Origin of the sequence: Pseudomonas sp. LAMO17WK12:I5, from assembly GCF_900215165.1 — a bacterium.
Lineage (GTDB): Bacteria > Pseudomonadota > Gammaproteobacteria > Pseudomonadales > Pseudomonadaceae > Aquipseudomonas > Aquipseudomonas putida_A.
This window is the reverse complement of record NZ_OBDS01000007.1, coordinates 276224-289204: the sequence shown is the minus strand read 5'-3', so window position 1 is coordinate 289204 and position 12981 is coordinate 276224. Positions and strand designations below refer to the sequence as shown.

Annotated in this window: 11 protein-coding genes; 7 read left to right on the top strand and 4 right to left on the bottom strand. The window is 59.6% G+C overall.

All coding sequences use genetic code 11. The features are described from left to right. Position 1: 1 nt before the first annotated feature. From CRO59_RS14600 to CRO59_RS14590, 3 genes are all read left to right on the top strand, one after another. Positions 2-676 carry a bifunctional 2-polyprenyl-6-hydroxyphenol methylase/3-demethylubiquinol 3-O-methyltransferase UbiG gene (locus tag CRO59_RS14600; RefSeq protein WP_097087937.1) on the top strand — a complete coding sequence of 225 codons (675 nt, stop codon included), beginning with the start codon at positions 2-4 and terminating at the stop codon, positions 674-676. A 191-nt stretch (positions 677-867) separates the two neighbouring features. Next, the gene (locus CRO59_RS14595; RefSeq protein WP_096795948.1) at positions 868-1371 is read left to right on the top strand and encodes a VOC family protein; all 504 of its coding nucleotides are present in this window, start codon (positions 868-870) and stop codon (positions 1369-1371) included. 36 nt (positions 1372-1407) lie between these two features. Beyond that, the gene (locus CRO59_RS14590; protein WP_097087938.1) at positions 1408-2241 is read left to right on the top strand and encodes an AraC family transcriptional regulator; all 834 of its coding nucleotides are present in this window, start codon (positions 1408-1410) and stop codon (positions 2239-2241) included. A 14-nt stretch (positions 2242-2255) separates the two neighbouring features. Here CRO59_RS14590 and CRO59_RS14585 read toward each other — a convergent pair whose 3' ends face one another. After that, positions 2256-2843 (bottom strand): LysE family translocator, encoded by a 588-nt coding sequence (locus CRO59_RS14585; RefSeq protein ID WP_095139638.1) that lies wholly within the window; start codon positions 2841-2843, stop codon positions 2256-2258. Positions 2844-3066: 223 nt separating this feature from the next. Between CRO59_RS14585 and CRO59_RS28665 the strand changes: the two genes are divergently transcribed. Then, positions 3067-6750 carry a hypothetical protein gene (locus CRO59_RS28665; RefSeq protein ID WP_159988116.1) on the top strand — a complete coding sequence of 1228 codons (3684 nt, stop codon included), beginning with the start codon at positions 3067-3069 and terminating at the stop codon, positions 6748-6750. A gap of 42 nt (positions 6751-6792) precedes the next feature. Here the strand turns inward: CRO59_RS28665 and CRO59_RS14575 are convergent, their stop codons facing one another. Together CRO59_RS14575 and CRO59_RS14570 are read right to left on the bottom strand one after the other, a co-directional pair. Continuing rightward, the gene (locus tag CRO59_RS14575) at positions 6793-9039 is read right to left on the bottom strand and encodes an ATP-binding protein (protein WP_097087942.1); all 2247 of its coding nucleotides are present in this window, start codon (positions 9037-9039) and stop codon (positions 6793-6795) included. Next, the gene (locus CRO59_RS14570) at positions 9036-9650 is read right to left on the bottom strand and encodes a biliverdin-producing heme oxygenase (protein ID WP_097087943.1); all 615 of its coding nucleotides are present in this window, start codon (positions 9648-9650) and stop codon (positions 9036-9038) included. The genes CRO59_RS14575 and CRO59_RS14570 overlap by 4 nt, the downstream gene beginning before the upstream one ends. Positions 9651-9923: 273 nt before the next feature. On the opposite strand from CRO59_RS14570, the gene CRO59_RS14565 reads away from it, so the two are divergent. Beyond that, positions 9924-10544, top strand: a complete 621-nt coding sequence (locus CRO59_RS14565; RefSeq protein WP_097093090.1) for a LysE family translocator — start codon at positions 9924-9926, stop codon at positions 10542-10544. Between the two features lie 3 nt (positions 10545-10547). Here CRO59_RS14565 and CRO59_RS14560 read toward each other — a convergent pair whose 3' ends face one another. Further along, on the bottom strand, positions 10548-10961 hold the full coding sequence (locus CRO59_RS14560; RefSeq protein ID WP_097087946.1) for a VOC family protein: 414 nt from the start codon (positions 10959-10961) through the stop codon (positions 10548-10550). A gap of 107 nt (positions 10962-11068) precedes the next feature. On the opposite strand from CRO59_RS14560, the gene CRO59_RS14555 reads away from it, so the two are divergent. Both CRO59_RS14555 and CRO59_RS14550 read left to right on the top strand, forming a co-directional pair. After that, complete coding sequence (locus tag CRO59_RS14555) at positions 11069-12151, top strand: bifunctional transcriptional activator/DNA repair enzyme AdaA (protein WP_097087948.1); 1083 nt, start codon at positions 11069-11071, stop codon at positions 12149-12151. Between the two features lie 31 nt (positions 12152-12182). After that, positions 12183-12980: an isocitrate lyase/phosphoenolpyruvate mutase family protein gene (locus CRO59_RS14550; protein WP_097087951.1), complete on the top strand. Its 798-nt coding sequence runs from the start codon at positions 12183-12185 to the stop codon at positions 12978-12980. The last annotated feature ends 1 nt before the right edge of the window (position 12981 follow it).

Genomic DNA, 12981 nt, shown 5'->3' with positions numbered 1-12981 from the left:
CATGCCCTCCCCTGAATCCATCTTGTTACAGAGCTGGCACACCAACGCTGATGCCTGGATCGACGCGATCCGCAGCGGTGCCATCGAAAGCCGTCAGCAGGTCACCGATCAGGCGATCCTGCTGGCGATCATGGGCCGCCAACCGGGACGCGTGCTGGATCTGGGTTGCGGCGAAGGCTGGTTGTTGCGGGCGCTGGCGGATCGCGGTATCGATTCGGCGGGCGTCGATGGCGATGCGACGTTGATCGAGGCTGCACGCGCGGCCGGTTCAACCAGCGTGCACGTCGCCAGTTACCAGACGCTGGTCGAGGACGAAGTCGACATCGGTCGTGATTACGATTTGATCTGCGCCAACTTCTCGCTGCTGCATCAGGACATCATTCCATTGCTCGCCGCGATGCATGCGTTGCTGGCTCCCGGCGGTGCCATGATCATTCAGACCCTGCATCCGTGGGCCGTGGCGGCCGGCGATTATCAGGATGGCTGGCGTGAAGAGTTCTTCGCCGGGTTCAAGGGCCAGTGGCAGCCGATGCCGTGGTATTTCCGCACGCTGTCGAGCTGGTGCAACGCGCTGGACATGGCCGGGTTTCAACTGGTCAGCCTGCAGGAGCCGCAGCATCCGCAAAGCCCGGTGCCGCAGTCGCTGTTGATGATTGCCGAGCGGCGCTCCTTGTAGGAGTGAGCCTGCTCGCGATGGCGTCGTCGCAGCTTGCATAGGCGTTGCCTGACCCTACGCCATCGCGAGCAGGCTCACTCCTACAGGGTTTGGCGGCAAGCGACGCACTTGTCGATCTACGGCACCGCCATTCGACCAAGGACTGACTACGCTGTAAATCCTGCGTGTCTAACCTGCCGAGGATGACTGCCATGCAACGCTTTCAAAAACTCACACCGTGCCTGTGGTTCGATGATCAGGCCGAAGCCGCCGCGAAGTTCTATTGCTCGATCTTCGATCATTCGAAAATCACCGGCCTGACCCACTACAGCAAGGTCGGCCAGGAATTTCACGGCAAGCCGGAAGGTGCGGTGATGACCGTCAGTTTCGAACTCGACGGCCAGACCTTCACCGGCCTCAACGGCGGGCCGATGTTCAAGTTCAGTGAGGCCATTTCGTTTCAGGTCAATTGCCAGAATCAGGAAGAAGTCGACCACTTCTGGGGCAATTTGTCGGCCGGTGGTCCGGTCGAGGCCCAGCAATGCGGCTGGCTCAAGGACAAGTTCGGGGTGTCGTGGCAGATCGTGCCGGTGGCGTTCATGCACATGATGCTGGACCCCGACACCAGCAAGTCGCAACGGGCAATGCAGGCCATGTTCAAGATGAAAAAACTCGACATCGCCGAACTGGAGCGGGCCTTCGCCGGCCAGAGCTAATACACTCCGGTGTCTGGCCCGCCGGGAACCATAACTATGAAACACGCTGCCGCCAAAAATCCTGAAAAAGCCCCTCGCTTCTGGCGCGACGATGCCCTGCCCTTCATCGAAGCGCGGGCCATCGCCGATGGCCGTGAGGTCTGCTACTCACGCCATTCCCATGCGCATTTTTCGATTGGCGCGATCACCGCCGGGCGGAGCATTTATGTGCATGAGCAATCGACGTTCGAAGTCGCCGCCGGCACCGTGGTGCTGATGAATCCCGGCGACGTGCATGCCTGCAACCCGCTCGATGATCAGCCGTGGTCGTACTTGATGCTGTATGTCGAGACGTCGTGGCTGACGGATCTGCAGCATCAACTGGGGTTCAGTGCCGAGCTTGAGTTTCGGCGGTTCTCCACTACTCATCTGGATGACCCGCGACTGTTTCGTGACCTGCAAGGGCTTTACGCCACCCTTGTCGACGAGCAGCAGGACGTACTGCGCAAACACAGCGCAGCGGTGGAGTTTTTCAGCGATCTGCAACTACGCCTGAACCCGGCTGAACCACCGTTGCGCGAACCGAATTTCAAGCTCGAACGCGCCGCCGACTTCATTCGCGAACACTGCACCGACCTGCTCAGCCTGGAGGACATCTGCACGGCGGCGCAGTTGTCCCCGTCGTATCTGATCCGTGCGTTCAAGCAGCATTACGGCATGACCCCGCATGCATTTGTGGTCAACCAGCGCATCCAGTTCGCCCGCGAACGCCTGCGCAGCGGCCAGTTGATTGCCGATGTCGCACTGGAAGCGGGGTTTGCCGATCAGGCGCATTTTCAACGCGCATTCAAACAGCATCTGGCGGCAACCCCCGGCCAATATCGCGGCTGACCCTGGCGCCGGGCTCACGGCAACAGCAGATAACCCGCGCTCGCCGCCAGCAACAAGGCCATCAACCGGTTGAACAGGCGCATCCCCTTCGGATTGCCCAGATACCCACGCAGAAACGTCCCGGCATAGACCCAGCAACCGACCGACAGATAACAGATCACCAGATACACCGCGGCGAACTGCCAGACCAGCCGTGCCTCGCCATCGGCGACAAACGCGCCCATCCCTGCCACACACGCCAGCCATGCTTTCGGGTTGAGCCATTGCATCACCGCGCCGTACAACATCGACGGCGCCCGACCCGCCTCGCCGGCATGCAACTGGCCGTCATCGGCAGCCAGTTTCCAGGCCATGAACAACAGAAACGCCACCCCGGCCAATTGCACCACCCGGGTCAGAAATGGCCACAGTTTCAGGACCTCATGCAGCCCCAGGCCCATCAGCACCAGCAACAGCACAAAACCCAGCGTCGCTCCTGCCACGTGCCGCTGACTGGCCCGAAAGCCGAACTGCGCACCGGAACTCAGCGCCACTATATTCACCGGCCCCGGGGTTATGGACGCCACCAGCGCAAACGCCGCCATCGACACAATCAGACTCATTACGCACCTGCTGCAGAGTGGGGAGAAAGAGACTCAGGTTAACTAAGGCACGGCCTGCTGTATTGAACAAAATTGCCCTCGTATCGACCGACAGGAAACATACATTGAAACCAATACTGCAGAACAAACCCTGACTGCGCCGATATAGTCGCCATGCGAAAACAAAACTTCGCTATACCCGTTTATTGACCCACCTATATAGCCATGGATGGACTGACACCCAATGACGACTTCAACCAATCTTTTTCCCCCGGCACCTCTATCAAGTGAGCAACTTGAGCGACGTGATATTGCGCAGACAATGAGAGCCATGCTCGGAAAGTGGGAAAAGGCCAAGGCCAGCGACAACTATGCCTACCCCACCAACCGTGTTAATAACAAACAATTGTGCATATCGACTCTTGAGGGAAGTCTATTCAATCAAGCGCATTTTTCGGCACACATCGTCCTGCGCCAACTGGTACGTCAGCCACAATTCGTTGCAATCGTCGATACGTTAGAAATCAATGATGACAACTGGACACTGGTCAATAAAAAGGGCGAAATCTTTCAAGTCCATGAAATCCAAACAACTGTCGGGACGTTTATCGAGCGCATTGATATCACCCAGCAGATCAACGAGATTGATTCGTTGAAAGCCGACCTGCAACTGCTGGCCAGCAGTGCAGTCATGACAGGTGGCATCGTGTCTTCAAGCGACCGTCTGCCGTTGCTCAACTGGCTGCAGTTCCAGCAACTGCACCTGCCCGAGACCGCAGACCAGTTGCAAAACCTGATTGCCTGGCTCGAACTGACGTTGCCGCTGCCACCGACGCATGGCAACTACTGGGGGATATCGAACGAAACCGGCGCAACAGAGCTGTGCATCGACGAAGATCAGCAATCGGCTATCTACCAGGTCATCCATAAGTTGATGGACAAGGGCGAGCCGCGCGCGGAACCGCTGATCAATTATCTGGCGGGCGCACTGCTCAAGAAAGAGACGCCGACAGCCCTGCGTGAATACCCGCGTCGCGCCTGGGCACTGCTGATCGAGACCGAAGAAGCCAAAGCTTTCGCCCAGTCCTGCTTCGAAGCGCTGAACGAGCCGTCCATGGTCAATGCGACTGTGCTGAGCACAGAGCAGCGCAGTCGACTGCTGGTCGCAGCGGTCATGCTGGATTTGTCGTTGGGTCGCGAAGACAAGAACCAGAACTTCATCGAGCAGAATATCTATAACCCAGGTTACGTGCAGGCTACCTCCCATGAGGTCAACCTGACACTGGAACAGGCACTCGGACGCCGACGTATCAAGGAATATGCAGTTCCCATGACGCTGGAACTGATCCTCGCCGGACTTGCACCTGAGTTCCTGGTCAGGACACCCGCGACTCTGCAGATCGGCACGCCAGGCTGGGTAATTCTGCGCAAATCGGTAAGTCTGGCCGAGAGCATCGCGCCTGGCCTGTCCAGTCAGATGTCCTATGACAAGCTGCTTGAATTGGGCGCGATCTTGCCCACTAGTGCCCAACAGCAGACCCTGCATGACTGGGCGAACCTGCAAGGCATCATGGACTGGTCGATGCTGAATGGCCTGGAACCGGAGAATGCCAATGACCTGCCAACCCAGGAACTGTTCAAGCAGGCAGCCAGCCAATACAACGCCCACCTCGAGACGATCAACACCGCACTGACAACGATCGCCACCCCACCGGTCAGCCGGCGCAAGCTGGCAAAAGCCGAGCTGTACGACGTAGGTTGCGATCCGATGATGCAAATAGCGTCGCCGGTCGAATACGGATACGAACGCCATTATCATCCCGTGCTTGATGTTTACATGACCCGCAACTTGCTGTTCAAAAAGGGCTATGACAGGCAATCCGGCACAAGTATCTACAAGGCGTATCCGGATCTGCTGACACTCGAACCAATCAACGACATTTACAAGGCAAAAGTAAAAGAACACTTCAAGCAATACAAAACAGCCATCAATACCACTGTGCGTCTGACACTTTCACGATTGTCACTGGAAGAACGGATGGCACTTGAATTCGGCAAGGTGGCCATATTCACCGTTCGCGATTTCTCCATACAAACCCCGATAAACAGCAGCTTTGTGCCGTTTGATCCACGTAAAACAGCGCGCTTCGGCAACATGCTGTTTTGCAAGTATGGATTGCAGTTCTACTGTTTTGAAATATTCCCCCTGCAAGGCATTTGCCGCAATAATCCGGCTCTTGCTGGAGCCTACATCCGCGGCCAGACACTCGATGAGATCGGATGGTTTACCGAGGGACCGAACGGCGACAAAGACTTCAAGTCGCTGACGTATCTTCATGCGCGAATCGAGAAAACCGCCTACTTCGAAGGCCAGCCCCCCTTGAGCGAGGAGCTGCGAGACAGGCCGGGCATCATTCTCGAACGCTTTGCCGAATTCGATGAACCTGACGACGCGCTACCCCTTACGCGTAGCCCTATGCACAGTTTCAACTCGGAACGTTTCGACAAGATCGGCGAAATCATTGCCGAACATAATCCCCCGACCCATTACGATCAGTTTTATGCAATCAGTTACGACAGACCCGCCCTGGAGAAGAAACATGATGACTGGGACAACGTCACCGAAACCATTCTCGACATCGTCATCCCGTTCCGCCAGTGCATCAGGGGCCTGTCCTCCAGTGACCCGGATCTTCGCAGCGGCGCCATATTCAGCTGTGTGATGGACCTGACCGCGATCCTCTTCGTCTTTGCCGGAGCGCTGGGGCCGTTCAGCAAGGCGCTGGGCAGCAGTACAAGACTGTTAAGCCTGAGCAAGGTCGGCGCAAGCGTAGCGCTGTCGGTGTTCAATCCGCTCGATGGCGTTCCGAAGCTGGTTTACGGTGGCGCCAGACTGGTCGGCAAAGGCGTGATGAAACTCAGCCATTTCGGCCATACCGTCATCCGGGCCGGAGCCGGACAACTCCGAGCGCTGAGCAGTACCAGCAGCGGCTCGTACGACCTGGTCAAGGCCCTGAGCAAGACCGGGGTTGCAGCGGAGATTCGCATGACGTTGCCGACGCTGGCGCATGCACGGGCATTGTTCAAGGATGATGCACTCGAAACAGTCGAACAGCTCGTCACACGCCTGAGCCAGGACGTTGTTTCCATACCCAAGGGCGGCAATGCGACAGAACTGCAGCATCTGTTCAACGCTGCAACGAGGGAAGCGACTCAGTCCTCAAAGGGATTCCAGCAACTGGAATCGTTAATCGGTCATGCCGCGGCGAACGACGTACTGATCAGCTTCACCAAAAGCAGAGGCCCCCGGTTCAACGGCACAAAGTTCACTACAAAAGCTGGTGACTATTCGGAAATACTTGGATCAATGGCCGAGCTTGAATCCAGGAAAGTCATCTATCTGAAGAATCATCAGCAAAGCATCTTGAAGACGGATCTGGGCAAGCCACCCTACAGCGACGTGATGCCCGAAACGGCGTTCAACCCGCAGGGTTTCACCGACAATGCGCAGAGAGCCGGAGCCTGGATGGTCAAGGGTTCGTCCTCCGACAACGAACTGGAGCACATTGTCGCGATCCTGCGCGAGTATACGAGCAACAATAAATCGCTCACCGATGCGAACGTGGTCAAAGAGATCCACGCTCGACTGGTGCCTCAACTGGCGGAGTCTGTGCGCGAGGTAGGACAGCCAACAAAATATGGTGGCAGCATCAGCGGTTATGCTTCGCTGGAACAACATCTGAAGACGCTCGATGCCGCCCATGAGCATGTCGACAAACACTTGCTGGCGGCCATCGCCGGTTTTCAAGGCTTCGGCGACGGCAATGGTCGTACCGCCAGCGCGGTGTATGCGATCAGCCAATTGCGCAACAATCGATTTGTACCGATGCCGAAACACGTGTTCATGTCGTTGAGCGATCTGGGCTAACCACCCAAAATCCGTGCCCCGTTTAAGGTGGCACGGATTTCTTCATTCCCCGGAGAGCATCGCCGGCACGGTAAACCGAAACTCCGTGCCCTCACCCGGCTCACTGCTGGCCTCGATGCGCCCGCCGTGGGCTTCAACAATCCCCTGCGTGATGTACAAGCCCAGTCCGGTTCCGGTCGGGTTGCCCTCCTTCACCGTCCAGTAGCGGTCAAACACCCGCGCCAGGTTTTCCTTGGGAATGCCTTCGCCGGTATCGCGCACGGTAAACACGATCTCTTTGCCGTCAGACTTGGCCAACACGCCCACCGAACCTTTGCGCGGGGTGAACTTGATCGCGTTGCCGATCAGGTTCGACAGCACCTGAAACAGGCGCTCCGGGTCGGCGTGGATTTTCAGGTCGGGATCGGCCTCGAACGAGATATTGATGTCCTTGTCCAGCGCCAGTGGCCCGAGCAGCGACTGGGTTTCCTCGAACATCTGCCCGACATCCAGGGTCTGCGGGGCGATGGTGTAGCGCCCGGCGTCGATCTTCGAGGTGTCGAGCAGATCTTCCAGTAGCGTGTTCATCCGCCCAGCTGCCTGCTGCATGGTGTCGATAGCCGTGGAGATGCGCCGCGAGGTGTGCGGGCCGTCGGAACTGAAGGTCTTCTGCATCATGCCGCAGAGCATGGAAATCACGGTCATCGGGTTGCGCAGGTCATGGGAAACCACCGCCACCAGTTCATCACGGGCGCGCACCGCCTCCTGCTCGCGGCGTACCTGTCGCGCCAGGTCGTTTTCCAGTGCCGAACGGCGCAAATCGTTGGCCGCGAACAGATCGCCATGACTCCATTTGGTGGAGATCCCGGCCATCTCGACTTTCCAGATTTCGAACGAAGTACGCGGACGCAGACGCAGGCCGGCGTCGGAATTTTCCAGATCCAGCGGTTTGCGCGGGTCGCCGCTCCAGTTGATGTTTTCCTTGACCTCGGGACGGAACCACATCACCCCGTTGTCCACCGGTTTGGGCAGGCTCATGGCAAGCACGCCGCTGGCCACTTGCTGAAACTGCGCGGCTGGCGGATAAACGCTCGCCAGATGATGGCTGGCGAATACCGGCTCGCCGGTGTTCTGCAACCACTTGTGCAGGGCGCGAATGTCTTCCGGCTCCGGGCAGTTGCCATAACGGTGCAATTGCTTGTCTTCGATGATCGCAATGCCCCCGGCCCCGGCCAGCGCCATAAGCACTTGGGGTTGTTGCGCCAGACCGTCGAAGACGTTTTCCGGCGAGTCGATCATGGCCTGATTGAGCAGCGCCAACGCCTCGACTTTCTCCTCGCGCTGGCGGCTGATTTCCAGCGCTTCCATCGCGCTGATCTGCAGCGACAGCACCTGACCGATGGTCTGGCACGCGCTGCGCAGTTCATGCGGCACGTGCAGCGGCTGGCGGTTGCCGCAGCTGATCAGGCCCCAGAGTTTGTCGCCCTTGAGCAGCGAGATGCTCATCGACGACAGCACGCCCATGTTCTTCATGTACTGGCAATGAATCGGCGAGACGCTGCGCAGAGTGGCAAAACTCAGGTCCAGCGGGGTCTGGGTGTCCGGGCGCAACTTGGGCACCAGCGGCACCGGCTGGTAATCGGCATTCGGGATGATCCGCAGCCAGTTGGTGCGGTACAGCTCGCGCGCCTGCTCGGGGATGTCCGAGGCAGGGAAAAACAGGCCGTTGAACACTTCCATCGACGGATCGGACGCCTCGGCGATCACCTGACCGTGGCCCTCCTCCTCGAAGCGGTAGATCAGCACCCGGTCGTAACCGGTCATCGCCTGGATTTCCTTGACGCTGATGTCGTACAGGGCCTGCAGCGAAGTGGCCGCTTGCAAGCGCTGGAGCATGCGCCCCAGATGGGTCTGGTTGCCGGCGACGTTACGTGGCTGGAAGTTCTCGACGTGGATTTCCAGTTCCAGGATCAACACGCCTTGATGACGGTGCAGCAGACCCTCGAACGCGGTGCCGTTGAGGCGAAAGTGCAGCGGTGCGGCATCGGCAAATACCGGTTGTTGCAACGCCTCGCGCACGGCCACCGCGTGCGTCTCACCCAGCAATTCGTGCAGCGGCTGGCCGATCAGTTCCTGCGCCGGGCGTGCCAGCAGGGTCTCGACATTGGCGCTGATCTGAATGATTTCCAGCGTCGGCTCGCTCAGGGTCAGCAACAGGCCATGAGGCTGGATCGCCCCGGGAAAGCGGATCGGTTCGTCGGCACAGTTGGCCAGCAGTTCTTCAAAAGCTTCTTGGTCTTGCGGGTTCATGCCAGTACCTCCCGGCTTTCGAGCCAGCGCTCGAAACAACTGAATGTGGTTCGGGCCGCCGCAACCACGGCTTCACGTTCGCTCGCATCCAGCGATCGACTGCCCAAGTATTCAATGAAAGCGCGCCAGCGGCGGCCAGTGGCGGCGCCATAAATGTCGAGGAACGCCGCGCCATTGTCGGCGTTCAGGCTCAACCGCGAGGCGATTTCGCGGCGCAGGATCTGCCCGCCGAGGGTTGCCCCTTCCAGCACGTACGTCACTCCCAGACAGGCAGCGCTGGAGTCGATCACGGGCAGCGCCTGACACAGCGGCAAACGGGCGATAGCCTCGACCGACAGACCCTGGGCCCTCAGATCATTGAACAGGGTCGGCGCCTTGAGACGTGGCGCAAGATCGAAATCGACCGGGATTGCGCCGCTGTCGAGCAATGCGCTTTCCAGCGGTCGATAAAAGCCGTAGTAGGCCTGCATCAGCCGTACAAAAGCGTTGGAATCGAGGGTATCGGAGAAAAAAGGAAGACGTTTTTCCAGTGCGATGTGCAGTTCGGCAGTGCCGGCTCGCAGATCTTGCAGCACCGGTGGCACATAAACTTCACGGGCCTTTGCTTGCATGTAGATCGCTCTTGGTGGGGCCGCTTCGGGGCCGGCAGGGTGTTTGCAGCTTTGGAAGGATATTACACGGCAAACGCCTTTTTCTGACTTGGCGCACAGATTTTTCTGACGAAACCATCGCCTTCAGACCTTTGAGAGTTTCGGCCAACCGGAAAAGTTCGACTCGATGGACGGGCTGCTGATGCTGTACCGCGACAGCACCACGTGACTGTACGGGTCAAGGCGCCCGCAGCCTGTGATAAAAAAGCACCATCGTTTCCGGAGCCCAAGCCCATGGATCTCGCCACGCTCTCGCTGTTTCTCCCGGCCTGTTTCGCCCTGAACATGGCCCCCGGCCCGAACAACCTGCTGTCGGTGAGCAATGCCACCCGCTACGGCTATCGTCGGGCCTGCGCCGCCGGTATCGGGCGAATCGTTGCATTCGCCGCAATGATTGCCCTCGCCGGGGCAGGATTGTCGGTGGTGCTGCAGACCTCGGAATGGCTGTTCCATGCGATCAAGATCATCGGCGCGGCGTACCTGCTTTACCTGGCCTGGCAACTGTGGCGGGCCAACCCCGAGGCCGAGCAGCAGGTCGCAGGAGCGTCGGTGGGGTTCTGGCGGCTGGCACGTCAGGAGTTTCTGGTAGCGGCGGGTAATCCGAAAGCGATCCTGTTGTTCACCGCGTTTCTGCCGCAATTCGTTGATCCGAGCCGCCCGGTGCCGGCGCAATTCGCCGTGCTCGGTGCGCTGTTTCTGCTGCTGGAGTGGATCGCCCTCGGCGCCTACGCGTGGATGGGCCTGCACATGCGCCGCTGGTTCGCCGAGCCGCGCGGCAAACGGATCTTCAACCGTTGTTGCGCAGGGCTGTTGTCGGCGGCAGCTTCGGTGTTGTTGCTGGCGAAACGCGCGTGATACCTAGGCCTCGGACGGGCCTTTGAGCTCAACCTGATTGCCGTCCGGGTCGAAGCAATATAACGACAGGCCGTAGCCCTCGGCGCCGAAGCGTCTGGCGGCTTTTTCCACGCTCAGGCCGTGCGCCTGCAAGTGCTCGGTCAGCGCCGGTTCATCGAACGGCTCGATGCGCAGGCAGAAGTGATCGACGTTGCGCCGCTCGGTACCGGCCGCCCCGCCACCCTTTTTGCCGAGTTCGCCTTGCAAGTCGACGAGGTCGATCATCGAGGTGCCGGCGCGCAGGTGCACCAGACCCAATGGTTCGTTGTGCCTGACCACCTCGGCGCCGAACACCTGGCGGTAGAAATCGATACTGCGTTGCAGATCGGCGACCCGCAGGACGATGTGATCGATGTGTTGAATGATGAACGGTGGCATGGTTGGCTCCAGCGAATCGGCGATCCGCTGATTGTGGTGCAGAATCGAAAAAATTCACTGTCGATTTTTCGGTGGAGCCATCGAAAACCTGGATTTAAGCTCTGCCCATGAACATACAAACCGCACTCCTGCCGCCCCACGCCGAGATGGTTCGCGCCATGCTCGAACGCGACACCGCCTACGAAGGGGTGTTCTTCACGGCCGTGAAAACCACCGGGATCTTCTGCCGCCCCAGCTGCACGGCGCGCAAGCCGAAACCGGAGAACGTCGAATTCTTCGCCCATGCCGATGAGTGCTTGAGCGCCGGTTATCGCGCCTGCCTGCGCTGCAAGCCGCTGGACGCCGCAGCCATCGCCCCCGACTGGGTGCAGCGCCTGCTCACCGCCGTCGATGCCGACCCGGAAATGCGCTGGAGCGATGCGCAACTGCTGGCCGAAGGCATCGAACCGCTGAAGCTGCGGCGCTGGTTCAAGCAGCATTTCGGCATGACCTTTCATGCGTGGCTGCGCACGCGCCGGCTCGGCATGGCACTGGGCGGCATTCGCCAAGGCACCTCGATTGATCATGCGGCGTTCGATTCCGGCTACGAATCGATCAGCGGTTTTCGCGATGCGTTCCAGAAGTCGTTCCACATCACCCCGGGTCGTGCGGCCAGCAGTGAACCGCTGCTGTTCACCCGCCTGACCACGCCGCTGGGGCCGATGATCGCCATGGCCGAACGTCGCGGACTGGTGTTGCTGGAGTTTCTCGATCGCCCGGCGCTGACCCGCGAAGTCGAAGAGCTGCAAAGCCGTCATGGCTACGTGGTCGCCCCGGGACACAACGCGCCTTTGCGGCAGATCGAAGAGCAACTCAACGAATATTTTGCCGGGACGCGCAGTGCATTCAGTGTCCCGCTGCATCTGCCCGGCAGCGCGTTCGACCAGCAAGTCTGGGAGCAACTGCTGCAAATTCCCTATGGCCAGACCAGCACCTACGGCGCCATCGCCTCACGCCTGGGCAAACCCGGCGCCAGTCGCGCGGTAGGTTTGGCCAATGGGCACAATCGGCTGTCGATCGTGGTTCCGTGCCATCGGGTGATCGGTGCGGACGGTACGCTGACCGGCTATGGTGGTGGACAGCCGCGCAAGGCGTTTCTGCTGAGGCTGGAAAACGCTGCGGTGCAGCTCACGCAACCACTGGCTTTCTGACGCTTCGCTCCACTCACAAGAAGGGATTTCGATGAACGCGCTCGACACTCGGTTCCACCAGTTACACCAGGAAGGTCTGCTGATCCTGACCAACGTCGCCGACGCCACTGGCGCGCGACTGGTCGAGCATGCAGGCGGTAAAGCGGTCGCCACCAGCAGCGCGGCAGTCGCTTGGGCGCATGGCTATCCAGACGGCAACACCCTGCCCCTCGAACGGCTGATTTCAACCGTGGAATCCATCGCGCGGGTGATCCAGGTGCCGCTGAGCGTGGACATCGAGGCGGGTTATTCCGATGACCTCGAGCGCGTGGCCGAAGTGATCGACGCGGTGCTTGCCGCCGGTGCGGTCGGGATCAATATCGAGGACGGCAGCGGCGCCCCGGAGCTGTTGGCGCGCAAGATCGAAGTGGCGCGAGAAGTCGCCCGCAAACGTGATGTGAAGCTGTTCATCAACGCGCGCACTGACGTCTACCTCAAGGGTCTGGTCCCGGCCGAGGATCGCGTCGCCGAAACCCTGCGCCGTTCGAGGTTGTATCAGGCGGCCGGAGCCGATGGTTTGTTTGCCGCTGGCGTGACCGCCGCTTATGAAATCGAGGCAATCTGCAAGGGCACGTCACTGCCGGTGAACGTGCTCGGCTTCGCCTGCCTGCCCTCGCCGACCGAGCTGCAAGCTTTGGGCGTGCGGCGCCTGAGCGCCGGGTCGGGAATCGCCGAGTTCCTCTACGGCGCAATGGGCTCGCTGGTGAAAAGCTTCCTCGCCAGCGGCAAGCTCGACACCCATGATCTGAAGGCGCTGACCTACGGCGAAGTCAACGGACTGCTGAAATAGC

Bases quoted from the DNA above. Each gene is read 5' to 3' on its own strand.
- CRO59_RS14600 (WP_097087937.1), top strand. From the start codon at position 2: ATGCCCTCCCCTGAATCCATCTTGTTACAGAGCTGGCACACCAACGCT.
- CRO59_RS14550 (WP_097087951.1), top strand. From the start codon at position 12,183: ATGAACGCGCTCGACACTCGGTTCCACCAGTTACACCAGGAAGGTCTG.
- CRO59_RS28665 (WP_159988116.1), top strand. From the start codon at position 3,067: ATGACGACTTCAACCAATCTTTTTCCCCCGGCACCTCTATCAAGTGAG.
- CRO59_RS14595 (WP_096795948.1), top strand. From the start codon at position 868: ATGCAACGCTTTCAAAAACTCACACCGTGCCTGTGGTTCGATGATCAG.
- CRO59_RS14585 (WP_095139638.1), bottom strand. From the start codon at position 2,843: ATGAGTCTGATTGTGTCGATGGCGGCGTTTGCGCTGGTGGCGTCCATA.
- CRO59_RS14565 (WP_097093090.1), top strand. From the start codon at position 9,924: ATGGATCTCGCCACGCTCTCGCTGTTTCTCCCGGCCTGTTTCGCCCTG.
- CRO59_RS14555 (WP_097087948.1), top strand. From the start codon at position 11,069: ATGAACATACAAACCGCACTCCTGCCGCCCCACGCCGAGATGGTTCGC.
- CRO59_RS14570 (WP_097087943.1), bottom strand. From the start codon at position 9,650: ATGCAAGCAAAGGCCCGTGAAGTTTATGTGCCACCGGTGCTGCAAGAT.
- CRO59_RS14560 (WP_097087946.1), bottom strand. From the start codon at position 10,961: ATGCCACCGTTCATCATTCAACACATCGATCACATCGTCCTGCGGGTC.
- CRO59_RS14575 (WP_097087942.1), bottom strand. From the start codon at position 9,039: ATGAACCCGCAAGACCAAGAAGCTTTTGAAGAACTGCTGGCCAACTGT.
- CRO59_RS14590 (WP_097087938.1), top strand. From the start codon at position 1,408: ATGAAACACGCTGCCGCCAAAAATCCTGAAAAAGCCCCTCGCTTCTGG.